Below are 24,808 nucleotides of genomic sequence, written 5' to 3'. Positions count from 1 at the left end.
TCGCGCAGCCCGTACCGTGCTCCGCGGCTCGCGCGGTCCGCGCTACTGCCGACCGTTCCCAATTGCTGTGACACGCCCCAAGGGGTTCAGCCCGGCGCGCATCGGGACTATCATGATCGTTTCATTGAACAGCCCCGACACGGACCCATCATGAGCACCGACGATACGACCCTGCAGGCCCAACGCCTGAACCCGGACACGCTGCGCGAGTTCGTCGAGCGCAAGTGGAACGACGAGATCGTGCCCGCGCTGACCGACTACATCGCGGTGCCGGCCAAAAGCCCGGCGTTCGATCCCGACTGGGCGAGGCACGGCTATCTGGAGCGGGTGATCACGGACGCCGCGCAATGGGCCGAGCAGCAGCCGGTGCGCGGTTTGAAGCTCGAAGTGATCCGTCTGCCCGGCCGCACGCCGGTGATCTTCTTCGAAACCGCCGCGACGCGCTCGGGTTGCGATGAAACCATCGTGCTGTACGGCCACCTCGACAAGCAGCCGGAGTTCGACGGCTGGCGCAACGACCTCGGGCCGTGGACGCCGAAGCTCGAGGACGGCAAGTTGTACGGCCGCGGCGGCGCGGACGACGGTTACGCGATCTACGCGAGTCTGACGGCGCTGGCCGCGCTCGATGCGCAGGGCGTCGAGCGTCCGCGCTGCGTCGGTCTGATCGAGACCTGCGAGGAGTCGGGCAGCTACGATCTGCTGCCGTACGTCGACGCGTTGCGCGAGCGGCTCGGCAAGGTCGGGCTGGTCGTGTGTCTCGACTCGGGCGCGGGCAATTACGACCAGCTGTGGCTGACCACGTCGCTGCGCGGTCTCGTCGGCGGCGATCTGGAAGTGCAGGTGCTCGACGAAGGTATTCACTCGGGCGTCTACGGCGGCATCGTGCCGTCGAGCTTCCGCATCATGCGGCAGCTGTTCGATCGTCTCGAAGATGCGGCGAACGGCACGCTGCTGCCGAAGGGCTTCCATTGCCCGGTGCCGGCCGACCGTCTGCGCGAAGCCGAGGCCGCCGCGCGTATCCTCGGCGACGACGTCTGGAAGAAGATGCCGTGGGCGTGTGGCCAGGATGGCCGTCAGGTGTTGCCCACCACCACCGATCCGCGCGAGGCGCTGCTCAATTCGACGTGGCGGCCGTCGTTGTCGGTCACGGGCGCGGCTGGTTTGCCCGCGCTCGCCGACGCCGGCAACGTGCTGCGGCCGCGCACCGCGTTCAAGCTGTCGCTGCGTCTGCCGCCGACGATCGAAGCGGACAAGGCCGTCGCCGAACTGAAGGCGCTGCTCGAATTCGATCCGCCGTACAACGCGAAGGTGACGTTCAAGCCGGACGCCGGCGCGGCGAGCGGCTGGAACGCGCCGGAAGTGGCGCCGTGGCTCGCTACCGCGTTGAACGATGCATCGCGCCAGCACTTCGGCGCCGATGCCGCGTACATGGGCCTCGGCGGCACGATTCCGTTGATGAACGTGCTGAAGGCGGGCTTCCCGAAGTCGCAGTTCATGGTGTGCGGGGTGCTCGGACCGAAGTCGAACGCGCACGGGCCGAACGAATTCCTCCACGTGCCGTACGGCAAGAAGCTGACGGCCGCGGTGGCCGAAGTGATTGCTTCGGCGCCCTGAGTTTCATCTGTGCCCACGGGTAGTGGGTCGGGCGCTGCCCGCATCCACTGCCTGATTTTGCTGCATGAGTCCGCGCGGCGGATGCGGCTACCTCGGGTACGTATCTGAACGTATCTGAGTCAGATACCCGAGTCAGATACCCGAGCCGCGCCGCCGCCTGCTCACCACGCCATTTTCTCCCTTCGACCCACACCCACACCGACACGCCGCATGACCGACCACGCCACTGCCCAAGCCTCCACGCCCCGGATTCCGGCCGATCAACTGCATGCCTACGTGAAGGCGATCTGGGAGCAGGCGGGCAGCACGCCGCGCGAGGCCGAGCTGGTGGCCGATCACCTCGTGGCCGCGAATCTGACCGGTCACGACTCGCATGGCGTCGGCATGATTCCGCGCTATGTCGAATCGCTGGCCGACCGGCAACTGCAACTGAACCGGCACGCCGACGTCGTGAAGGATGCGGGCGCGGTGCTGACCGTCGAGGGTGGCAAGGGCTTCGGTCAGGTGATCGCGTTCGAGGCGATGGAGCGCGGCATCGAGCGTGCGCGGCAGATCGGCATCTGCGCGGTCGGCCTGCGCGGCGCGCATCATATCGGCCGCATCGGTCATTGGGCCGAGCAGTGCGCGCGCGCGGGCCTCGTGTCGTTCCATTTCGTCAACGTGGCGGGCGACCCGCTCGTCGCGCCGTACGGCGGCGCGGACCGTCGCATCGGCACGAATCCGTTCTGCGCCGCCTATCCGCGTCCCGGCAAGCCGCCGCTCGTGCTCGACTTCGCGACCAGCACGATCGCGTTCGGCAAAACCCGCGTCGCGTACAACCAGGGCAAGCACACGCCGCCGGGTGCGCTGATCGATCACGAGGGCATGCCGACGCTCGAACCGAAGGTGATGCACGAAGCGCCGTTCGGCTCGTTGACGCCGTTCGGCGGACACAAGGGTTTCGGGCTCGCGGCGATGTGCGAGATTTTCGGCGGCGCGCTGTCGGGCGGCTTCACCACGCACGCGGACACGCTCGGCACGACGCACGCGATCATCAACTGCATGCTGTCGGTGATCATCGATCCCGCCGCGTTCGACGCCCCCGACGCGCAGGCGGAAGCCGACGCGTTTCTCGCATGGGTCAAGGCCTCGCCGCTCGCGGCGAGCAGCGAGCGCATCTACGAGCCGGGCGAGCCGGAGCGCGTGACGCGCGCGCAGCGCGAAGCCGACGGCATTCCGGTCGATGCAGCCACGTGGGCGCAGATCCACACGGCGGCGCGCGAGGTCGGGATGAGCGAGGCGGCGGTGAGCGACTGGGGGGCGCGGCTGCGCTGACGCCCGCCGCTAGAGGTGACGAGAAAAGAAGGGCAGCGGGAAAGGCTCAGGCGATCAGCCTGAGCTTGCGCCGATCGAGCAGCCAGCGTTCGAATTCGGCGGCGGGCATCGGCTTGCCGTACAGGAAGCCCTGCACGTAGTCGACGCCGAGTCCCTTCATGAAGGCTTCTTCCGCTTCGGTCTCGATCCCTTCGGCGACCACCTGGAAGTCCAGTTCCTGGGCGACCGCGACCATCGAGCGTACCAGCGCCTGCGCCTTCATGTCGGCATGGATCGAGCGCACGAAACTGCGGTCGAGCTTGATCACGTCGAGCGGGATACGGCCGAGTTGCGAGAGCGACGAATAGCCGGTGCCGAAGTCGTCCAGATGCACCTGCGCGCCGAGCCGGCGGAACTGCTTGATCAGCTCGATCGCGGCGGCTTCGTTTTCGATCAGGCAGCTTTCGGTCAGTTCGAGGTCGACGAGGCAGGGATCGAGGTTCGCGTGCTGCAACGCCTCGGCGAAGTGGCGGACAACGGCGGTATCGGTGAGCTGCCGTGCCGACACGTTGATCGCGATGCGCAGGTTGTAGCCGGCGGCTTTCCAGCGTGCCGCCTGGCTCGCGGCGGTTTCCATCACCCAACGGCCGAGCACGCCGATCAATCCGGATTCCTCAGCATAGCGGATGAACTCGACCGGCATGATCAGCCCGCGTTCGGGCGAATTCCAGCGCACCAGTGCTTCCGCGCCTTGCACGGTGCCGGTCGCGAGGTTCAGCTTCGGCTGGTAATACAGCGCGAGCTGGCCTTCGTCGAGACCGCGGCGCAGGTTCGTGTCGAGCCACATGAATTCGGCGACGCGGCGGTTCATATCTGGCGAGAACACGCGATGCGTGCGCTTGCCTTCGTCCTTGGCGACGTACATCGCGGTATCGGCCGAGCGGATCAGCGATTCGAGGCTGTCGCCATGTTCCGGCGAACACGCGATGCCGATCGAGCAGCCGGTGTAGACCTCGACGAGCCCGACCGCGAACGGCACGCGCATGCGCTCGAGAATGCGTTGCGCGGTGTTTTCGAGCTGGTGCGCGGTGCCCTTGGCCGCGAGCACGATGAATTCGTCGCCGCCCAGGCGCGCGAGTGAGTCGCCCGGATTCAGGCAACTGCGGATCGCGTCGGAGACGTCGCAGATCAGCCGGTCGCCGAACACGTGGCCGTAGTGATCGTTGACCTTCTTGAAGTTGTCGAGATCGAGAAACAGGATGCCGACCGTTTCGCCCGGCGCGGCCTGTTCGATCGCGATCTGGATCCGCTCCTGGATCGCGTGGCGATTTGCGAGGCCGGTCAGCGGGTCGGTGGCGGCCTGCTCGATCAGCCGTTCCTGCGCGAGGCGTTGTTCGGTGATGTCGGTGCCCGAGCAGATCAGGAACTGGTCTTCGCTGCCGCCGCCACCACCGCGAACGAACTTGTTGCGAAACAGGAACAGGCGCTCGCCATGCACCGTTCTGATGCGCCGTTCGATCTCGTAGGGTTCGCCGCGATTGAAGAAGCCCGCGCTCGCCTGGTTCGAAGGCGCCTCGCCGTCGGACGGAACAAACAGCGTCCACACGCTGCGGCCGATGATGTCTTCTTCCTTCAGGCCGGTCAGTTCCTCGGCGAGCCGGTTAAAGCGCTGGATCCGTCCATGCCGGTCGACGATCACGACGACCGAGTTCACCTCGGAAACCACCTGCTCGGCGAACGAGAGGCCGTGCAGCAACGCACGGGCGACCGATTCGGTGTCGCCGTGGGCCGACGCGGTGCCGCCCCAGCGCTCGCGGTCGAGCTTCTTGCCGACCAGATGCAGGCGCAGCGATGCGCCGTCCAGTTGTACGTCGATCACGACGTGCGAGGTGACGCCGCTCAGCTGGCGCACCTGCGACGCCTGTTCGGAAGTGAGGGCAAGCGCGACGCAGGCAGCCTGAGCACTTGTCGCGGCAAGTTCGAGCGTGTCGCTGCCCGCTGACAGACGCCAGCATGGGCTGCTCGTGCCGAACCGCGCGTGAAGCACCTGGTCTTGTTGCTGGTCGCTCATGAAGTCCCCGGGCAGTGTGCCGGTAGCCCGCTTCGTGGCAGGCGGCGGCAGACAGTCTTCCTCATACCAAATTGAATTTGCCCCATTGTATCGAAGCGCCACAGTTCAAGCGAAGAAACATTAACGTTGGTTAACGGTCGACGCGGCCGTGTGCTGGAGGCCTATCAGGAACAAAACCCGACGCCGCGGCGACCCTGTCGCAGGTGGCCTGATGTGGCCCGGTGGGAGGCGCTGCGGTCCAACGTGATTCGATGCGGCGAGCGTCGGCTAGAACCGGCGCGCCAGCAGCGCACGAGCCCGTTCGCGGCCGGCCGGATCGGCGTCGAGCGTCGCGTCGAACCAGAACTTGCCGGCCACCAGCGTCGCCGCGACTACGCCGTCGCGGTACAGCACGCGGTTTCCCGCGACGGCCGGCACCTTGTCGCCGATCAGCAACGTGCCCGCGAGGTTCAGCGGATCGGTGCCCGCGACGCAGATCAACGCACCGTCGTTCGCCTGCCGCCGCACCTCGCGCAGTAGCGGAATCGCCTCGGGCAGCGCGAACTGCTCGCCAGCCAGTCCATTGATGAAACGTCCGCCGCGGATCACGCCGCGCGCTTCGAGCCGTTGCAGTACCCGCAGCAGATCGCGCCACGGCGGCAGCCATTCGGCTTCGCGTTCGAGCACGCGCCAGAACACGACGCCGTAGCGGCGCAGCAAGGTCATCGCGACGTGCTCGAGCACCTCGGGTGGTGGCTGGTGTCGCGCGGGCATGTTTTCCGACGCTGCAGCAGCGGGGCGGTTCACCAGTGCCCAGCGGCCCGCATCGTCCATGCCGCCGATCAGCGCGCTTGGACGCGCGCGTCGGCTGCCGCCGAACGCGTTGCGTTTGGCGACCGGTTTGAGCAACGCGCGCAGGCCAGCGAAGCTGTCGGAATTCGCGAGCCCGGCCGCGACCAGTTCGCCGAGCGCGTTTTCGAGTTCCATGCGCAGCACGCGAACTTCGGCGAGCAGTTCATCGAAGAACATCGCGCCATGTTGCGCGAGCGTGTCGTACACACTTTGCGCGAGCGCCGACAACTCGATCTGTCGCGCCGGATCGAGCAGCGCGCGCCATGCCCGCAACTGCGCGCGCGGCAACAGCACGATCGGCGTGCTGCGCACCGGTCCGGCGACGCCGCGCGTGCGCTCGGTCAGACGGGTCCAGACGATCTTGCCGGCGCGGCATAGTTCGTCGAGCGAACTATTCGCATACGCGAGCACACGCGCGGGCAGGATGTCTTCCTCCCACGCGCCGGCCGCAGCCTGGAAGCCTTCGAGCTGGGCGAGCGCGGCGGCTAGCGCGTCGCGGCCTTCGGCGCGTGTCGCGGGCGTCAGATGTTGCCACTCGAACAGGAAGCGCATGAAGTCGTGGCGCTCGACCGGCTCGATCTCGCGTCGTAGACGCTTCACCGTGTAGCGATGAATGCGCGCGAGCAGGTGGCGCTCGCACCATTCCTCGGCGCTCGTGTGCGGCGTGAAACGGCCGCGCAACAGATAGCCTTCGGCTTCGAGCCGGACGAGCGCCTGTTCGATCTGGCCGGCGGGCAGGCCGAGCGGTCGGGCGATCGCGTCGACCGATAACGGGCCGAAGCCGGTCAGGCGCGCGCGCAATACGTCGACGAGCGCGTCGTCGGCGCTCCAGCTGTCGGTGTAGCCCTTCGGCGGGTTCAATTGCGGTACGTAGTGGTTGCGCGGGATCGCGGGGTAGAGCGCTGCGAAGCAGGTGAGGCGCTCGACGGGCAGCCAGAGGGCGGGGGCGTTGGCGGCGTGGGTTGCGATGGGGCTTGCGTTTTTGGTTGCGCCGGCGTTTGCTTTGGAGCCGGCGTTTGTGTTCGCGTTTGCCTCCGCTTTGGCGTTTGCTTTGACGGTGGAACTAGCGTGAGTGCCCTCAGCGAGCGTCAGCCGTGTCGCGCGTCCGGCCTTCGCCAGATCCGCAAGCAGCATCGGCCAGCCTTCGTGCTCGCGCGCCTCGGCTTCGGTAATGCACGCCAGGCCGGTCAGCGCTTCGTGCATTTCGTCGGCGTTGCGCGCCTGCGGCCACGCTTCGTCGCGCACGCTGTCGATCGCGTCGGCGTCGAGCGCGCCGAGATCGTCGGTGCTTGCCGGATCGGTCCAGCGACGGTTCAGCACCGCCTGGGTCCGGCGCTCCTCGATCGGCGCGTCGTCGAGATACGCATACGGCTTGGCGGTGAGGATTTCGGCGGCGAGCGGCGACGGCGCCGGCAGATCGCGCGCCACCAGCCGCACGTCGCCGCGCTCGATGCGACGTAGCAGCGCGAGCCAGCGTTCGCTGTCCATCGCGTCGTGCAGGCAGTCGTCGATGGTCTGGTCAACTAAGGGATGGCTTGGCACCTCGCGTTCACCGACGATGTTCTCCAGGCACGCGGCCTGGTCCGGAAACACGCTCGCGAGCAGATCTTCGCTGCGCATCCGTTGCAGTTGCGGCGCGGTCTTGCGTCCGCCGGTGTAGCGCGGCAGGCCGAGCGCGGTGGTCGCGTTCCAGCGCCAGCGCACGCCGAACAGCGGCGCGTCGAGCAGCGCCTGGATCAACAGATGTTCGGCGCTGTTCGAGTGCAGATAGCGCCAGACGTCGTCGAGCACGAACGAGTGGCTGCCGGTCAGCGACAGCACGATCGCGTCTTCGGTGGCGGCCGCCTGCAACTCGAAGTTGAAGCTGCGGCAGAAACGCTTGCGCAGCGCGAGACCCCACGCACGGTTCACGCGACTGCCGAACGGCGAGTGGATCACCAGCTGCGTGCCGCCGGATTCGTCGAAAAAACGTTCCATGACCAGCGTGCTCTGCGTCGGCAATACGCCGAGCGCCGCGCGGGCACGCGCCAGATAGTCAACGATCTGCCGCGCGGCGGCTTCGTCGAGCGACAGGTGTTCGACGAGCCACCCGATCGCGTGATCGAGGCGAGGGGCGGCGGCGGTCGGCGCGCACGCTTCCGGCTCACCCAACAACGCCGCGACCTGTTCGCGCAGCCGCGCGACCGCGAACGACAATTCGTCGCTGCGCCCCGGCGCTTCGCCGAGCCAGAACGGAATGTTCGGCGGCTGCCCCTGCGCATCCTCGACGCGCACGCGCCCGCTCTCGATGCGCAGAATCCGGTACGACGCGTTGCCGAGCTGGAACACGTCGCCGGCCAGACTCTCGACCGCGAAATCCTCGTTGACGGTGCCGATCTGGAGGGCCTGCGGTTCGAGCACGACCGCGTAATCGGCGTTCTCCGGAATCGTGCCGCCCGACGTCACCGCGACCAGCTTGCCGCCGCGCCGGCCGCGTAGCGTGCCGCTGACCGCGTCGCGATGCAGGTAGGCGGCACGCGGCCCGTGGCGGCTCGTGTAACCCTCGGCGAGCATGCGCAGCACCGCGTCGTACTGCTCGCGCGACAGCTCCGCGTAGGGCGCCGCACGCCGCATCATGTCGAACAGCGCGTCCTCGCTCCACTCCGCGCTCGATACCTCCGCGACGATCTGCTGCGCGAGCACGTCGAGCGGCGCGCGCGGGATGCGCAGCGCGTCCAGTTCGCCGCGCCGCACGCAATCGAGCAGCGCCGCGCATTCGAGCAGATCGTCGCGCGAGGCGGGAAAGAGCCGCCCCTTCGGCATGCCGCCGACGTGATGCCCCGAGCGGCCGACGCGCTGCAGAAACGGCGCGATCGCGCGCGGCGAACCCATCTGGCAGACGAGGTCGACGTCGCCGATATCGATGCCGAGTTCCAGCGATGCCGTCGCGATCAGCACGCGCAATTCACCGCGTTTCAGGCGCTGCTCGGCGTCGAAGCGATGTTCCTTCGCGAGGCTGCCGTGATGCGCGGCGACCGCGTCCTTGCCGAGCCGCTCGGTCAGATGACGCGCGGCGCGCTCGGCCATGCGGCGCGTGTTGACGAACACCAGCGTCGTGCGATGTTGCGCGACCAGTTCGGCAAGGCGGTCGTAGACGCGTTCCCACACTTCGTTGGCCATCACCGCTTCGAGGGGCACCGGCGGGATGTCGAGCGCGAGGTCGCGCGCGCGGACATGGCCGACGTCGATCACTGCGCAGTCGGCCGGCGCATCGCTGTCGATCGCCGCGCCGCCGACCAGAAACCGCGCGACCGCGTCGATCGGCTTTTGCGTCGCCGACAGACCGATACGCGGCAGGCGCTGCCCGCACAGCGCATCGAGCCGTTCGAGGCTCAGCGCGAGATGACTGCCGCGCTTGCTGCCGGCGAGCGCATGAATTTCATCGACGATCACCGTGCGCGCCGTCGCCAGCATGCGCCGGCCCGAGTCCGAGCCGAGCAGCACGTAGAGCGACTCCGGCGTCGTCACGAGGATGTGCGGCGCGCGCTTTTTCAGCGCGTTGCGCTCCTGCTGCGTGGTGTCGCCGGTGCGCACGGCGGTGCGGATTTCGAGCGGCGGCAGGCCGAGCGCGTCGAGTTCGGCGGCGATGCCTTGCAGCGGCAATTGCAGGTTCAGGCGGATGTCGTTGGAGAGCGCCTTGAGCGGCGACACATAGACGACGAGCGTGGCGTCGGGCAACCCGCCGCCGTTGGCAAGCCCTTGCGATACGAGGTCGTTGAGCGCGGACAGGAACGCGGTCAGCGTCTTGCCGGAGCCGGTCGGCGCGGCGACCAGCGTCGAGCGGCCGCGGCGGATCTGCGGCCACGCGGCGGCTTGCGCGCTGGTCGGGGAATCGAAGGTCTTGCGGAACCAGCCGGCGACGGCCGGATGGAAGCCGTCGAGCGCGTGCGGGGCCGGCGGCGAAGCTGGCGTGGCGGTGCGTGCGGGGCGCGTGGCGCTCGTGGTGCTCGCGGTGGTGCGAGCCTTTCGCGAGCGCGGCGGCGCGTCGAGTGAGGCGGATGTCCTGGCCGAAGTCATGCTCGTGTAAGTGGGGGCGGCGCGTGCGATATCCAGTGGGGCGCGGCGTGGCGGGTGGGGCGCGCGGGGGCTTGGCCGCAGTCGCTGGTGGTCGCGCAGGAGTGTTTAGTCTCGCAGGTTTTCGGGGATTTGGCGTACGAAGGCAATTTTTGCTGAACGTTTTTCATCGTTGAATTCATGGGCAAGATTCTCCGAATTCATTGATTCGGGCGTCGCTATTGTCACGGCCGGCACAGGGCAGATGTGCAGAGCGCTCCGATGGTGGTTGACGGTGCCGCACGGTTGCCGGCGATAGCCGCTTTTCTTCCTCTTTCCGTGTCGTTTTCGCCTGTCCAAACGGCGCGTTCCTGGCGGGCTCTGCCCTGAATATTCGCTCTGCATATTATTTCAGTCATGGCTGCAACCGAGTCTGTCTACCGGAAATTTTTGATTTATGTACAAATGTTGTTTCGTTCTACCAAATTGACATTTATTTGCGATTTGCTTTCATTGCGTAGGCTACCTTCCCGCCGTTCAAAGAAAACAACCAGGCAAAAAATGAATGCGAATACGTTTCGGCTGATCTACAGCCGATGCCGGGGCATGCTCGTGGCATTTGCGGAAACCGCGACTGCGGCAGGAAAAACAGATTGCGGTGAAGCCATCGTTCACCGTTGCGCCACACACCTCCTGCGACACCTCTCGCTATTTTCAATGCGGCACGCGGCGTTGCTGGCGTTTGGCGTGGCTCCCCCGATGGTTGCAGGTCACGGCAGCAGGCGCGCATGCGCCGACAGTGATCCAGACCGCGAATGGTATTGACCAGGTGAACATTAACCGGCCGAGCGGAGCGGGTGTATCCCAGAATAGCTATTCGCAGTTCGTCGTGCCGAAGGCTGGCGCCATCCTGAACAATTCGCCGACCATCGTCCAGACACAGCAGGCCGGTCAGATCAACGGCAATGCAAACCTGCTGCCGAGGCAGTCGGCGCGAATCATTCTTAACCAGGTCAACAGCAATTCGCCAAGCCAGCTACGCGGCTTTCTGGAGGTAACAGGTCACTTTGCCACTGACAGGGGTAGTCGTAGGAAAAACGCTCGCACATTCAAAATGTAAGCCCGATCGCGTTGAACATTCTGGGCTATGCATTTGCGTTACCATTCTTTAGTGAATGGATTAGGTACATATTTCAGTCAGCACTATCCCATACTCCTCCATGCAAAATCACCGTTCAATTTTTGCCGCCATGATCCTCTCCGGTGTGGCATTACTGCTTTCCGGTTGTGCGCATCAGCATCACAGCACGGCGAGCACCGCAGCAGGCACTGTCGTGCCGCAAGTACCCGCAGCCGATCGAGAATCCGCACTTTCCAGCAACGCTGACGATGCGAAGCTGATATTCCGTTCAAAGGGTATGCCAATGGGTGTGATGTACTGGACAAGTGAGTCAGCCACTCAATGTGCCGGATTTCAACCTGTCGGAAAGGTATTCGATAGCGGCCGCGATGTTCTGCTGCCCTGGATCGCGAGAATGACCGAGTCGTTTAATAAGGGCATTGATCGCACGGAAGTGTCGCGTGAGCAGATACTCAAACCAGGAACGCCCATTCAGGTGAAAGGACTCACGGGGGCATCGACGCCCGATGGGTCGCCGGATACTCGATACCCCTATTGCGGACCTCTGGTGACTACGTTCACACCGGAAAAAGCCAGAACGTATCTCGTGGAGTTTGTGTTTAACGGCACTCAAAGCTGCTCGCAAAGAGTGTCGGACATCACAAATCCGGCGAAATTGGCCGCGGTAGAAACTCAGCCTCTTCAATGTACTCCGCCGAAACAAGGAGCGTTGCAGGCGAATACGGCAGGCAATTTTCTCAAAACCCATCACGAGCACAATCTGGATGATGCCCGAAAAGATGAGGCCGCTGCCGTTTCCCCTTCGGATAAGGCGTTTGCAATGCAGCGCGAAGCGGCCGCACTCGACTCTCTTGGCAGGTCCGACGAGGCGCTTATCGTAATCGACCACGCGTTGGACATACTCGATCCATCGAAGAGCAAGGATCTGATTGCTACCAAGGCCGGCATTCTGTTTAACCTTAACAATCCCCAAGGCGCGCTGAACTTATTGGCACCGGAGCTTGAGCGCACGCGCAAGTTTGCAAACGAACAACCGACCATACAACGCGCGTCCGCATTGAGTACCTATACCGAGGGATTCATAACAGCAACCTTCGCCTATATGCAGTTGGAGCAATGGCGGGAAGCCATCAACACGCTGGTTGACGCGCAGTCCGTGCTTGAAGGTCCGAGCTTCTACGCATACAGGAGTCTGGTTTACCGGTACATCATGGCAAGAGCGAAGGATTCATCGCTAGCGAATCCTGTCCTCGAACAGGAGGCGACATACTACGCAACGCACGACAAAGGGCACTATGGAGCCTTGCTGCGCATGTGGCAGGGCGAAGACACGATTAGAGAGGTGGCGAAGATTATTGCTGCGATGTCCGGGGCGGATCAGCAGGAGGCATTCGGAGAAGCGTTGTTTTACGGCGGAGCTTATGCCAGATTCGTGAAAGGAAATGAGGCTGGTGGCAGAGCGATGTTGGATAGCCTAAACCGCATCGCGCCCTACGGAAGCATCGAATGGATTTACGGAGGGCGGGTTCTGAACTAATACCCTTACAGCCGGCAGTTGCATGAGGATACGAGCGGCAAAGGAAAAAGCGAACGATCTGCTGACGCAGATATGTGGCGCGTACGACTGCATCGACACGATGCGCGAGATCGCCGCCGCGAAAAACGTCTCGGTCGCGCAGATCGCGTTGGCGTGGCTGCTGCATCAACCTGTCGTCAGCACGGTGATCGTGGGCGCGAAGAAAGTCGAGCAGCTCGACGACAACATCGCGGCGACCAAGGTGACGCTCAATGCCGACGAACTCGCGAAGCTCGCGGAAGTGAGCAGGCTGCCGTCCGAGTATCCGGGCTGGATGCTGGAGCGGCAGGGCGAGCCGCGTCGGCAGCAGCTTGCCGACGTGCGGCATGGGACGCAGCGGTAGCGCGAGAGAGGGCGAGCAAATGCCGGCGGCAGCGCGCCGGCACTCGCTCAGGTTTCGACGTCTGCGAGGCTGAACGTCTCGGTCTTGTCATTGTACGAAAACACTTCCGCGTAACGGCCCCAGTCGATCACCGCATCGAGCGTTTCCTCGGCCACGCTGTCGGACAGCAGGTCTTCGAGTTCCTGCTCGAAGCGCACGCGAGGCGCGCGATGTCCCGGCCGCTCGTTCAGCACCTTCCTGATTCGCGCGGCGAGCGGCACGTTCTGCAGCAGATGACCGGCGAACATCAACTTGCGTTCCTGCGTGCTGCCTTCGGCGAAGCGATGCGCGGGCGGCGTGAGGAACACGTCGCCCTCGCGGATCTCCGCGAAGCCGAGGTACTGCAGCATTTCGGCGATCGGGAACAATTCGTCGACTTCGAGCCGCAGCGAACGCGCGATCTCGGGCATGTCGGCGCGGCCGTTGTACGGCGCGTCGGCGAGCGTTTCGATCAGGCCGGCCATCAGATTGGTCGATACGTTCGGTAGCCAGCTGCCAGGCTCGAGTTCGCGCTTCGCCGCGGCGCCGGTGGGACGCGCGGTCATCTTCGCGTAGATGTCGTCGACGAGCGCGCGGAAGACCGGGTCGAGCCGGTTGCGCGGATGCTTGAACGGCACCTCGATTTCGGCCACCACGCGCCCTGGGTTCGACGACAGCACCAGAATGCGGTCGCACATGAATACCGCTTCCTCGATGTTGTGCGTGACGATCAGCACCGACTTGATCGGCATGCGGTCCTGGTTCCACAGGTCGAGCAGATCGGTGCGCAGCGTCTCGGCGGTGAGCACGTCGAGCGCGGAGAACGGCTCGTCCATCAGCAGGATGGTCGGGTCGACGACCAGCGCGCGCGCAAAGCCGACGCGCTGGCGCATGCCGCCCGACAGTTCGCGCGGATACGCGTTTTCGAAACCGTCGAGGCCGATCAGGTCGATCGCCGCGAGCGCGCGTTTGCGGCGCGTGTCGGGATCGACGCCGAGCGCTTCGAGGCCGGCTTCGACGTTCTGCAGCACGGTCAGCCACGGGAACAGCGCGAAGGTCTGGAACACCATCGCGACGCCTTCGGCGGGGCCGTCGAGCGGCTTGCCCCGGTACGTCACGTGGCCGCTCGTCGGCCGGATCAGACCGGCGATGATGCGCAACAGCGTCGACTTGCCCGAGCCCGAACGGCCGAGCAATCCGACGATTTCGCCTTCGTGCAGCGTCAGATTGACGTCGTCGAGCACCAGCAGATCGCTCTGGTTTTTATCGAAACCGCGGCACACGTGCTCGATGTTCAGCACCTGCGCGCGCTTACGCGGGGACGACTGGGTCAGCTCGGCGGGAATGGTTTGAATAATGTCTTGCATGGGTTCACTCCTGGTCGAGTCGGAGCCGGGATTCGGCAAAGGCATACAGCGGGCGCCACAGCATGCGGTTGAACAGCGTGACGAAGAGCGACATCACGGCGACGCCGAGAATGATCTTCGGGAAGTTGCCGGCCTCGGTGGTCTCCGCGATATAGGCGCCGAGACCGTGCGCGACTACCCTGGTATCGCCCCACTGGACGAACTCGGACACGATGCTCGCATTCCACGCACCGCCCGACGCGGTGATCGCACCGGTCACGTAATAGGGGAAGACGCCCGGCAGCATCACCTGACGCCACCACTGCCAGCCGCGGATGCGGAAGTTGGTGGCCGCCTCGCGGTAGTCGTTCGGATAGGCGGTCGCGCCCGCGATCACGTTGAACAGGATGTACCACTGGGTGCCGAGCACGATCAGCGGCGACAGCCAGATGTCCGGGTTCAGATGAAAGCGCACGATCACGATCACGAACACCGGGAACAGCAGGTTCGCGGGGAACGCGGCGAGAAACTGCGCGAGCGGCTGCACTTTCTCGGCGAGCGCCGGCCGCAATCCGATCAGCACGCCGACCGGCACCCAGATCAGAGACGAAATGACGATCAGCACCACCACGCGCAGCAGCGTGATGAGCCCAAGCCCAAGCACGTGTCCGACCTCGTCGAGCGTGACGCCGGTGCGCACATAGCCGACCACGAGATAGATCACGTAGAGCGTCAGCGCGAACACGAGCGTGCCCCACACGATGTCGCCGATGCGCGTCGATTTCTCGCTGCGCGGCGGGCTGTCGCGCCGGACGTTCGCGAACGGCACGAGTAAAGAAGGTGCGCGCAAGGGCATGCGTGCCAGCGCCGCGAGCATCCAGCCGGCCGGCGTCAGCAGCCGGTGAATCAGACGCGTGCGCCGCATCATGTCGAGCAGCCACGATTGCGGCGCGTTGCCCGAACTGGTGGTCTCCATGCGGAACTTGTCGGCCCACGCGACGAGCGGGCGGAACAGCAACTGGTCGTACGCGAGGATCACGACCGTCATCGTCAGAATGACCCAGCCGATTGCGTGCAGGTTCTGCTCCGAGATCGCCTGCGCGAGATACGCGCCGATGCCCGGCAGCGCGAACGTATGATTGCCGACCGTAATCGCTTCCGATGCAACGACGAAGAACCAGCCGCCCGACATCGACATCATCATGTTCCAGATCAGGCCGGGCATCGAGAACGGTACTTCGAGCTTCCAGAAGCGCTGCCACGAGGTCAGATGAAAACCGCGCGACACTTCGTCCAGATCGCGCGGCACCGTACGCAGCGACTGGTAGAAACTGAACGTCATGTTCCACGCCTGGCTCGTGAAGATTGCGAAGATCGCCGCGAATTCGGCGCCGAGCACGCGGCCCGGAAACATCGCGAGAAAGAACGTGACGGTAAACGAGATGTAGCCGAGCACCGGCACCGACTGCAGGATGTCGAGAATCGGCACCAGCACGAGTCCGGCACGCCGGCTTTTGGCCGCGAGCGTACCGTACACGAGCGTGAAGACGAGCGACGCGATCATCGCCGCGAGCATGCGCAGCGTGGTGCGCATCGCGTAGCCGGGCAGGTTGACCGGATCGAGCGAGATCGCTTGCGTGTCGAGCGTCGACATCGGCGCAAGCGTTTGATGAAAACCGATCGACGCCATTGCGATCAGACAAAGGATCAACGGAAAGGCGACGAAATCCCATCCGTTCGGCAGCAGCCGTGCGGCCGATGCATTGGCGGTGCGGTTCAGGTTGAAACCGAACTCCATCAGTAAGCTCCTGGGACGTGACGGGTTGCGTGTAGCGCATTCGCGCGGGTAGGCCGAAGACCGGCAGATAGATCGATTCGCGTCGGGGCGTTGAGGTGGAACATGACGAAATACAGGTAATGAAAGAGCGGGTTCGGCAAACGTCGGCCGTGAGGGGGCGGCACCACGATCTTTCGATCGCGGCGCCGATACGTGGCGAAAGCCTGGCAGAACTTAGGAGAACAGCGATCCGAGGCGACGCCAGAAGGCGGCAAGACGATTCGGTCGGACGGGGTCGAGCGACAGCAGCGACTCGTAGTGAGCGCGCGACTCGTGGGTATTCGGCAGATGAGACAGAAGCAGAGCGAAATTCATGGCGTTTCTCCGCGCGTCGTGCGTGACGCGCAAGCGGAAAGCCAGCAGACATTCAGGCGTCGCACGCTGGGCGCGGCGTCAGGGTGCTACGTGCTTTCCTTCGGTAAGACTGAAAGGGATGGGCATAAGCAACAACTGTCACTGTCGGGCATGTCGGCTCCTCGTCGGGGTGGGCTGCGCGCAGGCGTGCAGCGTAGTTCTACCGGGCTTGTTCGGGTCCGCGATAAAACGTGGGACAACGGCGAGCGACGGCCGCAAACCCGAAGGCTCGCGAGGGCATACCGTGCGGGCGAGCAAAGGCCGCGTCCGCATGGCGCTGATGATCGAGGTGCACGAGGAGATGAACTACGGCGCGCACCGTTCTGCCTGCTGGCGGAACGGCGGCGCGAGGGAAGGGGGCGCGGACGTTCTGCCGGTCAGGCAGTGAAACTGTTCGAAGGTTGACTACTACAGGAGTCCAAGGCGTTAGCCCCAATTGATAAGACCGGCGAATTCTAGACTCGGTAAAAACGGGAAGTCAACCCTATTTGCCATATTCGTTAAGCAGAGCCAAGCGTGATCGACGACGATTCGCGCAAAGACGTGGATAGTTATCGCGAGCGATACGGCTTTCCATCGGGCCTGGCTGGGTGTCGGGATCGACGCAACGCGGCGCAGTGTGACGCAGTGCAACGCGACGGGTCGATCGTTCTGATGTGCTTTTTACTTGCACTGATGCGGACAAAGTCAATACAATCCGCCCCAACGTATCGAAGGAGTCGTCCCATGGACGCATGTTCAGGCAGTGGAAGTCCGATGCCGGCCAGCGCCGGCAACATGATCGCGAGATAGTCGCCGCAGGTTTGCTCCTTCGCCGCTAACTCGCCCCAGTCGGGTTAGCGCGCTTCAATTCAACCGGCCAGTGCGGCCGGTTTGTCAGTCGCACGCTTCCTCATTTTCTGTTCGTCATCTGCACGTCCGATGCAGGGACGGTTGCGCTTGCGCATGGCGTTTGCCGTGCGCGGGATGTTTCGCACAACTGCAGGTTTGCGCGTGCCGGCGACAGCGTGAAGACACCTCTGCAATGTGCGTCTGCGACATAACAGCGGAGCGAGCCCCTCCGCGTACAACCGGGACCCCCGATACATCATGAAAAATATCCGTAAACGCAGACTGTTCGGCACCGGTGGTCCGATTACCGTGAGCGCGGCGCTGTCTCTCGGCCTTGTTCCTTGCGCGTTCGCGCAGACCGTCGACGAAGCCGTGCCGGCTCAAGCGACACCACCGGCCACGGAGCCGGCAACGGGCGCATCGAATGCATCGAATGCGTCGACATCTTCAGCCGCCCCGGACAACGCTGCGCCCGCCGAGCAAACCGCCGTCGCACCGACCGGCTTGTGGGAGCGCTCGACCCTGCTCGGCGATATGGGCGGACTGCGTCCGTGGCTCGGTAATTACGGTGTTACGTTCGATCTGCAGGAAACCAGCGAATACATGGGCAACGTGTCGGGCGGCACGAGCCGTGGCGGCGCGTATCAGGGCTTGACGCAGTTCGGGCTCGTCGTCGATACGCACAAGGCTTTTGGTTTGCCGGGTGGCACCTTCAACGTCTCCGGGCTGCAGATTCATGGCACCAGCCTCACCGCGAGAAATCTGCAGACGCTGCAAACCGCGAGCGGGATCGAAGCCGGGGCGACGACCCGTCTGTGGGAGTTGTGGTATCAGCAGTCGCTCGGCAACGTCGACGTGAAAATCGGTCAGCAGAGTCTCGATCAGGAGTTCATGGTCAGCGAGAACGCGGCCACCTTCATGAACGCGACTTTCGGCTGGCCGGTGCTGCCATCCGTCGATCTGCCCGCGGGCGGTCCGGCCTATCCGCTATCGTCGCTCGGCGTGCGCGCGCGGGCATCGTTCGCGAATGGGGTGAGCGTGCTGGGCGGCGTATTCGACGGCAATCCGGCGCCGGGCATCGGCGATCCGCAGAGGCTCAATGCGAACGGCACGAACTTCACTCTCGGCAACGGCGCGCTTGTAATCGGCGAAGTGCAGTACGCGATCAACGAGCCGTCGCCCAATTCTTCTAATCCGTCCGATCCGAAACCGGGCGGCTTGCCCGGCACGTACAAGCTCGGGTTCTGGTACAACAGCAACCGCTTTGACGATCAGAACGTCGATACGAACGGACTCTCGCTGGCGAGTCCGGCGAGCAACGGCATGCCGGCGAGTCATCGGGGCAGCTACAGCTTCTACGCGGTCGCCGATCAGATGGTGTGGCGCGCGGGCCCCGACAGTCCGCGATCGCTGGGTGTGTTCGCACGCATCATGGGCGCGCCGGGCGATCGCAATCTCGTGGACCTCGGCGTGAATGCGGGCGTGACGCTCCATGCGCCGTTCAAGGGGCGCGACAACGACGTGGTCGGACTCGCGCTCGGTTACGCGAAGATCGGCTCGCACGCGCGGAATCTCGCGAACGCGCAGGCGTTTTACACGCCCGGCTATCCGTCGCGCAGTTCGGAGACGGTGCTCGAGGCTACCTATCAATACCAGGTCGCGCCGTGGTGGCTGCTGCAAGCGGACTTTCAATATTTCTGGCGTCCGGGCGGCGGTATTCCCGATCCGAACGATGCATCCCGGCGCATCGGAAACGAAGCGGTGCTCGGCTTGCGGACGACGATCCAGTTTTGATGAAGGCTGCGCTTTCGAGTGCAGTGACGTACGGGCATGAATACGGGCATGAACCGCGACGCCACAACGCGGCAACTCAACAGTGTCCTGGCTGGTGTCGAAGCCGCTTGCGGCGGTCGGCACGCACTGCAATGACTGGCGTATCGGCACGGCTCGAAAAATCTTTATAGGCGTCGCGCGATAAATGTTGGGACGCTCGATGGTTCGTATCCGAAGGTTTGGCGGCAGCGTCGCGCTGTGTGTGCCGCGCGGCGGCACTGCTCTAACTATTGCGAACGTTGCGATAGCGGCGCCGTGTCGACGAGCGGTTCGCGGTGATTAATCGCTTCAGTGAAAAGACGCGCGCCGCATGGCCGGATACTGTCCGGTCATGCGGTGCGTAAAGACGAGTGGAGGCTTACAGATTGCCGCGACTCATCATCGACGCGGCTTACAGGGAAGCTTGCAGAGAGGCTTACAGAAGGGCTTGCAGCAGCGCCTTACAGCGAAGCTTGCGTATGCGCGGCGACCGCATCGAGCGTGCGTGCCGAATAAACGAGCGTCGCGCCCGCATTGATCGCCATCGCGACGCCGAGCGCTTCGGCGATTTCCTCGCGCGTCGCGCCGTGCTTCAGCGCCTCGGCCGTGTGCACGGTGATACAACCATCGCAACGCAGGCTGACCGCCACCGCGAGCGCAATCAGCTCGCGCGTTTTCGCGCCGAGCAGATCGGTCTTCTGACCGGCACCCGACATCGCCTGATAGGCCTTCACGCTGTCCGGCGCGAGCTTCGACATTTCGCCGATACGGCCGAACAGTTCCTTGCGGTAATCGATCCAGTTCAACATGGCTGTGCTCCTTGGTTTCGTTGCGCGCTGGCGAGTGCCGGCGTCGTGAAAGCAGTATTGCGCGCGGCCGCGATATCCTGAATACTCGTTCGACTCAACTTCTAGCGCGAACGTCTCATGGATACGCTCAGCCGCCTGATCGACCTTGCCCGGCCACAAGCGAGCCTCGATCTTCGCTGTCTGCTGTCGGGCGCTTTCGATATCGATCACGCGCCGCTGGAAGCGGGTATCGCGCCGTTTCACCTGGTGCTCGATGGCGCCTGCGTGATCGAAACGGTCGGCGGCGCGCAACTGGAATTGCAGGCCGGCGACTTCATGCTGTTTCCACGTGGTGCCGCGCATCGCGTGCGCGACGTGAAGCGCTCGGCGGGCGGCTTGCCGTTGCAACTCGGGCACGACGGCATGCTGCCGCTGCGGCGCAACGATCGCGCTGAAGGCGACGCGTCGGCCGTTCATGCCATTCACGCCGACGTCGATCTGCTATGCGGCCGCTTCGTCTATGCGCCCGGTTCGTCGGCGTTACTGCTGAACGCGTTACCCGATCCTTTGCACGTGTCGCTGGGCGGCGCGCATACGCTCGATGCGTTGCAGACGCTGATCGCGCTGATGCGCGGCGAAGCGGAGCGGCGTCAGCCGGGCGCGCTCGCAATCGTCACCGCATTGAGCCATGCGCTGTTCGCAATCGCGTTGCGCGTGCATGGCGAGCGCAATGCGAATAGCGCCGGCGTGCTCGCGCTGCTGACCGACGCGCGGCTCGGCGCGTCGGTGCAGGCGATGCTCGACGCGCCCGAACGCGCATGGACGATCGCCGAACTCGGCGAGCGCGTGGCGATGTCGCGCGCGACTTACGCGCGGCATTTCAACGAGCGCGCCGGCGTGACCGTGATGGACTTTCTCACGCAGATCCGCATGACGATCGCCGGCGATCTGCTGTTGCGCACACAGCGCAGCGCGGCGGAGATCGGCGAGATGGTCGGGTATCAATCGGAAGCGGCGTTTGGCAAGGCGTTCGCGCAAAGCGTCGGCGTAACGCCGGGACGTTACCGGCGTCGCACGCAAGCGGACGATGATTCGGATCGCTGATTAAAAGTCGGCGCGCATGCGCGGGTGATGGTGCGGGTGATGAATGACAGCGGTGGCCCACCGAAACAAACGACGTGCCGTCATTTAGGCGGCTCGGCCTTGCTGAACGCGCGCCTTTCGATTGACGCCATCAGCCGCGCAATCAGCAGCGCGCACACGGTGCCGAGCGTCACCTCGGCGAGCCGCAGGAACGCCTTGTCCCACGCGGGGCCGATGCCCGGCACGAGCAACATGATCGTCGCGGTGATGCCGCCGAGGCGCGCCGCGCTGCCGACGTTGACGACCCAGCAGATCAGGATCGCGATAGCCACCGTTGCCGCATAGGCCGCGAAATGGCCGCCACCCGCGAGCGTGCCGATCAGCCCGCAAATCCCGCCGACCATCGCGCCGATGAACTGATCGCGCGACAGCTTGCGGGTATCGACATAGCTGTGCTGGCTGACCGCGATCGCGGTGATCGCGGCCCAGAACGCCTGCTCGGTATGCAGCGCGCGACCGATGCCGAACGCGAGGCTCGCGCCCGCCACCGCCTGCACGGCCATGAAGCCGCCTTCGATCAGCCGGTCGCCGAGCGGCAGTGACTTCAGGAAGGCGAATAGCGCATCGGCGGCGCGGGTGCGCGAGGAGGGGCGGGAATCGTCGGAGGGAGTCATGGAAACGAGGCACGTAGCGGCAGCATGAGCGTGCCGTATTCTAGCGACTCCGCGCGTTGCTTCGCGCGCTACTTCACGCGTTGCTTCGCCGCCGTCTAGATCGTGCCGAACAGCGCACGCGGCCGGTCGCGCAGCGTGTGCGCGAGAATTTGCAGGCCGCGCGTCAACTCTTCGCGCGACGCCGCACAGGCGAGATTGATGCGCACGCCATGCTCGACTGTCGAGCGATCGACCGCGAAGGCGGACGCCGGCATCGTGTTGACGCCGCGCGCGAGCGCATTGGCCGCGAAGTCGTCCGAGCGCCACGGCGGTGGCACGCGCAACCACACGAACATGCACGCGGGGTCGCTTTTCAGATGCTCGGCGGGCAACAGTTCGCGCGCGATCTGCTGACGCACGCGCAGTTCGGCGCGTTGTGCGTCGAGGATCGTCCGCGCGGTGCCGTCCTCGATCCAGCGCGTCGCGATCAGCGTGGACAGCGGCGCGGGCATCCAGGCGGTCGTGCGCACGGCTTCCGCGGCGAGCGCGGCGCCGTGCGGCGGCGTGTGCAGATAGCCGATACGCAGGCCCGGCGCGAGAATCTTCGAGGTCGACGTGATATGGAAGGTCAACTCGGGGCACAGGCTGGCGATCGTCGGTAGACGCGCCTGCAGCAGCGGGCCGTAGACGTCGTCCTCGATGATCACGATGTGATGCCGGCGCGCGATGTCGGCGAGCGCCGAGCGGCGCGCGAGGCTCATCGTGACGACGGTCGGGTTCTGCAGATTCGGCACCGTGAAAATCGCCTTCACGCGACGTTGCCGGCATACCTCCTCGAGGCGCTCGGGCAGCAGGCCGTCATCGTCGCTCGGAATGCCGACCAGTTCGAACTGAAACACCGGCGCGAGCGCCTTCAGGCCGTAGTAGGTCAACTGGTCGGACAGAATCACGCCGTCGTGGCCCATCAGACTGCTGAGCACCGCATACAGACCATGTTGCGCGCCGCTCGTGACGACCACGCTGTCCGCACTGGGCGTGAATCCCGGCGCGGCAAGCCATTGCGCGCCCGCCGCGCGAGCCCATTCGGGGCCTTGCGGCGGCTGATATTCCTGGGTTTCGGGGTAGCGCGGATCGTGCGCGATCTGCGCCATCGTCCGTGCGAGCTGCGTAAGGAATTCGCCGGTGGCCGGCCGGTTGACGGTCAGATCGATCAGCGCATGCGGGTCCGCGTTGCCGCTTGTCGCGGTGCCGTCGCCGCGCGCGTGCACGGCGGGCATCGCGCCGCCGGTGACGATCGAACCGCGCCGCTTGCTTGCGACGATCAGCCCGCGCGCCTGCAACTCCTTGTACGCGCGCGATACGGTCGACACATTCAGACCCAGCTCCAGCGCAAGCTCGCGCTGCGGCGGCAGGCGGCTGCCCGGCGGGTAGAGCCCGCTGCGGACCTTTTGCTCGAGGCTGCGCGACACTTCGAGATAAGTCGGCTGACGGCCCTTTGTCTGGAGTATGTCTTCACCGTTTGTGTGGTCAATTGCGGTCTTCATCCAGCGAAAATCTCCATACAAAAACTCGTTCGACAGTACAGGATCAAGCAGTGACACGCGACGTCCGCGTACATATCGCCAATACTAAACTGCTTTTTCCGCCTTGCGGCAAGCAATTGTCCGGCGATGTGGAGTGCCGGAAGCGTTCGCTCGGGGAAAGTCCTGGGGCCATACAAAGGCGTATTAATTGCACACAAAAAAACTTTGTGTGAGTATTAAAGCAAGTTTTGTGTGGTGGTGCATCGGAAAGCGACCCCGAACTGTAGTACAGGAGGGACGGCTGTGACAGAGGTAATGGATCAGTGGCGCAAGCGTGTGCCGGCCGACACATCCGGCCTGGGTTCGGGTCGCCCGGCCAGCGTGGCCGGACGGCGGACGCGATGAGCGAGGTCGCCGTGCTGGGCGCGGGGTTCGTCGGGCTGTCGAGCGCCTACTGGCTGATGCGCGACGGTCACCGCGTCACGCTCTTCGACGCCTTGGGTCCGGGCGAGGCCACCTCGTACGGCAACGCCGGCACCTTCGCGAACTACGGCTGCATTCCGGTGAACAACCCGGACGTGTTTCGCAACCTGCCGCGCTTCCTGCTTTCGCCGACCAGTCCGCTGCGCATTCGCTGGCGTTATCTGCCGCAACTCGCGCCGTGGCTCGCGCGCTTTCTGTGGGCGTCGACGCCGCGCCGCTACGAGCACAGCGCGCGCTCGCTCGCGAGCCTGCTGTCGCGCGCGTTCGACGGTTATCGCGAGATGCTCGCGACCGACGACCTGTCGCATTTCGTGCGGCCGCGCGAATGTTTGTACCTGTATTCGGATGCCGCATCGTTCGACGCGGCGCAGGCGTCGCTCGCGTTGCGGCGCTCGCTCGGCGTGCGCTTCGAGAACGTCGATCGCGCCGGCATCGCCGCGCTCGAACCGAATCTCGCGCCGATCTTCGCGCACGGCACCCTGTTCAACGACAGCTGGTTTCTCAGCGATCCGCGCGGCTTTCTGCAGGCGTTGCACGCGGCGCTGCTGGCTCGCGGTCTGATGCACGAGCGCGTCGCGGTTCGTACGCTCGCGCCGGGCGCCAGCGGCGTGCGCATCGTCGACGAGGCGGGCCGCAGCCATGACGCCGCGCAGGTGGTGGTCTGCGCGGGCGCGTTCTCGGGCCGCTTCGCGCGCCAATGCGGCGACCGCGTGCCGCTCGATACCGAGCGCGGTTATCACGTGCGCTTTCCGGGCACGTCGGCGTTGATCTCGCGGCCATGCGGCTGGGCCGAGCGCGGCTTTTACATGGTGCCGATGGACGGCGGCATCCGCGCGGCGGGCACGGTCGAACTCGGTGGCTATGGCGCGCAGCGCAACGCCGCGTTGCTCGAACTGATTACGCGCTCGGCGCGCGAGGCGCTGCCGCCATTGCCGCGACCGGACAGCCACTGGCTCGGCTTCCGGCCGAGCCTGCCCGACGGCTTGCCGGTCGTCGGCGTGTCGAGCGCTTCGCCGCGCGTCGTCTACGCGTTCGGTCATCAGCATCTGGGCGTCACGCTGGGCGGCGTGACGGGCAGCATCGTCGCCGATCTGGTGACGGGACGCGCGCCGCCAGTCGATCTCGCGCCTTATAGCCCGCGTCGTTTTTAATCACCGCAACCGCTGTACGGAAGAGGAC

Annotated in this window: 16 protein-coding genes and 1 pseudogene; 9 read left to right on the top strand and 8 right to left on the bottom strand. The window is 64.9% G+C overall.

Annotated elements, in window-relative coordinates:
- Nucleotides 1-150 precede the first annotated feature (150 nt).
- Together HHL14_RS18650 and HHL14_RS18645 are read left to right on the top strand one after the other, a co-directional pair.
- Complete coding sequence (locus tag HHL14_RS18650) at nt 151-1,614, top strand: M20 family metallopeptidase (RefSeq protein ID WP_169499097.1); 1,464 nt, start codon at nt 151-153, stop codon at nt 1,612-1,614.
- Between the two features lie 210 nt (nt 1,615-1,824).
- Nucleotides 1,825-2,928, top strand: coding sequence for a malate/lactate/ureidoglycolate dehydrogenase (locus tag HHL14_RS18645; protein WP_169499096.1), 1,104 nt, complete (start codon nt 1,825-1,827; stop codon nt 2,926-2,928).
- Nucleotides 2,929-2,974: 46 nt separating this feature from the next.
- Here the strand turns inward: HHL14_RS18645 and pdeR are convergent, their stop codons facing one another.
- Together pdeR and HHL14_RS18635 are read right to left on the bottom strand one after the other, a co-directional pair.
- Nucleotides 2,975-4,978, bottom strand: a complete 2,004-nt coding sequence (gene pdeR / locus HHL14_RS18640) for a cyclic di-GMP phosphodiesterase (protein WP_169499095.1) — start codon at nt 4,976-4,978, stop codon at nt 2,975-2,977.
- Nucleotides 4,979-5,245: 267 nt separating this feature from the next.
- On the bottom strand, nt 5,246-9,865 hold the full coding sequence (locus tag HHL14_RS18635; RefSeq protein ID WP_169499094.1) for a DEAD/DEAH box helicase: 4,620 nt from the start codon (nt 9,863-9,865) through the stop codon (nt 5,246-5,248).
- Nucleotides 9,866-10,258: 393 nt separating this feature from the next.
- On the opposite strand from HHL14_RS18635, the pseudogene HHL14_RS33835 reads away from it, so the two are divergent.
- The 4 genes and pseudogenes from HHL14_RS33835 to HHL14_RS18620 form a co-directional block, all read left to right on the top strand.
- Nucleotides 10,259-10,480: pseudogene (locus HHL14_RS33835) on the top strand (hypothetical protein); the annotation flags it as partial.
- Nucleotides 10,481-10,499: 19 nt separating this feature from the next.
- Nucleotides 10,500-10,961 carry a two-partner secretion domain-containing protein gene (locus tag HHL14_RS33270; RefSeq protein ID WP_329601693.1) on the top strand — a complete coding sequence of 154 codons (462 nt, stop codon included), beginning with the start codon at nt 10,500-10,502 and terminating at the stop codon, nt 10,959-10,961.
- Between the two features lie 100 nt (nt 10,962-11,061).
- On the top strand, nt 11,062-12,519 hold the full coding sequence (locus tag HHL14_RS18625; protein ID WP_169499093.1) for a tetratricopeptide repeat protein: 1,458 nt from the start codon (nt 11,062-11,064) through the stop codon (nt 12,517-12,519).
- Between the two features lie 28 nt (nt 12,520-12,547).
- Entirely contained in the window at nt 12,548-12,901 is a 354-nt protein-coding gene (locus HHL14_RS18620) for an aldo/keto reductase (RefSeq protein ID WP_329601704.1), read from the top strand.
- A 47-nt stretch (nt 12,902-12,948) separates the two neighbouring features.
- Here HHL14_RS18620 and HHL14_RS18615 read toward each other — a convergent pair whose 3' ends face one another.
- The 3 genes from HHL14_RS18615 to HHL14_RS18605 all read right to left on the bottom strand — a co-directional run bounded on the left by HHL14_RS18615 (nt 12,949) and on the right by HHL14_RS18605 (nt 16,417).
- Nucleotides 12,949-14,286 carry an ABC transporter ATP-binding protein gene (locus HHL14_RS18615; protein ID WP_169499092.1) on the bottom strand — a complete coding sequence of 446 codons (1,338 nt, stop codon included), beginning with the start codon at nt 14,284-14,286 and terminating at the stop codon, nt 12,949-12,951.
- 4 nt (nt 14,287-14,290) lie between these two features.
- Nucleotides 14,291-16,063 carry an ABC transporter permease gene (locus HHL14_RS18610; RefSeq protein ID WP_169499091.1) on the bottom strand — a complete coding sequence of 591 codons (1,773 nt, stop codon included), beginning with the start codon at nt 16,061-16,063 and terminating at the stop codon, nt 14,291-14,293.
- A gap of 213 nt (nt 16,064-16,276) precedes the next feature.
- Nucleotides 16,277-16,417: a hypothetical protein gene (locus HHL14_RS18605; protein ID WP_169499090.1), complete on the bottom strand. Its 141-nt coding sequence runs from the start codon at nt 16,415-16,417 to the stop codon at nt 16,277-16,279.
- Between the two features lie 1,128 nt (nt 16,418-17,545).
- Here HHL14_RS18605 and HHL14_RS18600 point away from each other — a divergent pair.
- On the top strand, nt 17,546-19,081 hold the full coding sequence (locus HHL14_RS18600; RefSeq protein ID WP_169499089.1) for a carbohydrate porin: 1,536 nt from the start codon (nt 17,546-17,548) through the stop codon (nt 19,079-19,081).
- A gap of 479 nt (nt 19,082-19,560) precedes the next feature.
- Here the strand turns inward: HHL14_RS18600 and HHL14_RS18595 are convergent, their stop codons facing one another.
- Nucleotides 19,561-19,908: a carboxymuconolactone decarboxylase family protein gene (locus tag HHL14_RS18595; protein ID WP_169499088.1), complete on the bottom strand. Its 348-nt coding sequence runs from the start codon at nt 19,906-19,908 to the stop codon at nt 19,561-19,563.
- A gap of 117 nt (nt 19,909-20,025) precedes the next feature.
- On the opposite strand from HHL14_RS18595, the gene HHL14_RS18590 reads away from it, so the two are divergent.
- The gene (locus HHL14_RS18590; protein WP_169499087.1) at nt 20,026-20,991 is read left to right on the top strand and encodes a cupin domain-containing protein; all 966 of its coding nucleotides are present in this window, start codon (nt 20,026-20,028) and stop codon (nt 20,989-20,991) included.
- A gap of 80 nt (nt 20,992-21,071) precedes the next feature.
- Here HHL14_RS18590 and HHL14_RS18585 read toward each other — a convergent pair whose 3' ends face one another.
- Together HHL14_RS18585 and HHL14_RS18580 are read right to left on the bottom strand one after the other, a co-directional pair.
- The gene (locus HHL14_RS18585; protein ID WP_169499086.1) at nt 21,072-21,644 is read right to left on the bottom strand and encodes an FUSC family protein; all 573 of its coding nucleotides are present in this window, start codon (nt 21,642-21,644) and stop codon (nt 21,072-21,074) included.
- A 95-nt stretch (nt 21,645-21,739) separates the two neighbouring features.
- Nucleotides 21,740-23,167: an aminotransferase-like domain-containing protein gene (locus tag HHL14_RS18580; protein ID WP_169499085.1), complete on the bottom strand. Its 1,428-nt coding sequence runs from the start codon at nt 23,165-23,167 to the stop codon at nt 21,740-21,742.
- Between the two features lie 380 nt (nt 23,168-23,547).
- Here HHL14_RS18580 and HHL14_RS18575 point away from each other — a divergent pair, with 380 nt between their 5' ends.
- A complete protein-coding gene (locus HHL14_RS18575; RefSeq protein ID WP_169499084.1) occupies nt 23,548-24,780 on the top strand; it encodes an NAD(P)/FAD-dependent oxidoreductase in 1,233 nt (410 codons plus the stop codon).
- Nucleotides 24,781-24,808: the final 28 nt, after the last annotated feature.

The sequence above is a fragment of the Paraburkholderia antibiotica genome, assembly GCF_012927125.1.
Taxonomy (GTDB): domain Bacteria; phylum Pseudomonadota; class Gammaproteobacteria; order Burkholderiales; family Burkholderiaceae; genus Paraburkholderia; species Paraburkholderia antibiotica.
This window is presented reverse-complemented; position numbering and strand designations above follow the sequence as displayed.

Bases quoted from the DNA above. Each gene is read 5' to 3' on its own strand.
- HHL14_RS18645 (WP_169499096.1), top strand. From the start codon at position 1,825: ATGACCGACCACGCCACTGCCCAAGCCTCCACGCCCCGGATTCCGGCC.
- HHL14_RS18610 (WP_169499091.1), bottom strand. From the start codon at position 16,063: ATGGAGTTCGGTTTCAACCTGAACCGCACCGCCAATGCATCGGCCGCA.
- pdeR (WP_169499095.1), bottom strand. From the start codon at position 4,978: ATGAGCGACCAGCAACAAGACCAGGTGCTTCACGCGCGGTTCGGCACG.
- HHL14_RS18585 (WP_169499086.1), bottom strand. From the start codon at position 21,644: ATGACTCCCTCCGACGATTCCCGCCCCTCCTCGCGCACCCGCGCCGCC.
- HHL14_RS18575 (WP_169499084.1), top strand. From the start codon at position 23,548: ATGAGCGAGGTCGCCGTGCTGGGCGCGGGGTTCGTCGGGCTGTCGAGC.
- HHL14_RS18580 (WP_169499085.1), bottom strand. From the start codon at position 23,167: ATGAAGACCGCAATTGACCACACAAACGGTGAAGACATACTCCAGACA.
- HHL14_RS18615 (WP_169499092.1), bottom strand. From the start codon at position 14,286: ATGCAAGACATTATTCAAACCATTCCCGCCGAGCTGACCCAGTCGTCC.
- HHL14_RS18595 (WP_169499088.1), bottom strand. From the start codon at position 19,908: ATGTTGAACTGGATCGATTACCGCAAGGAACTGTTCGGCCGTATCGGC.
- HHL14_RS18635 (WP_169499094.1), bottom strand. From the start codon at position 9,865: ATGACTTCGGCCAGGACATCCGCCTCACTCGACGCGCCGCCGCGCTCG.
- HHL14_RS18590 (WP_169499087.1), top strand. From the start codon at position 20,026: ATGGATACGCTCAGCCGCCTGATCGACCTTGCCCGGCCACAAGCGAGC.
- HHL14_RS18605 (WP_169499090.1), bottom strand. From the start codon at position 16,417: ATGAATTTCGCTCTGCTTCTGTCTCATCTGCCGAATACCCACGAGTCG.
- HHL14_RS18650 (WP_169499097.1), top strand. From the start codon at position 151: ATGAGCACCGACGATACGACCCTGCAGGCCCAACGCCTGAACCCGGAC.
- HHL14_RS18625 (WP_169499093.1), top strand. From the start codon at position 11,062: ATGCAAAATCACCGTTCAATTTTTGCCGCCATGATCCTCTCCGGTGTG.
- HHL14_RS18600 (WP_169499089.1), top strand. From the start codon at position 17,546: ATGAAAAATATCCGTAAACGCAGACTGTTCGGCACCGGTGGTCCGATT.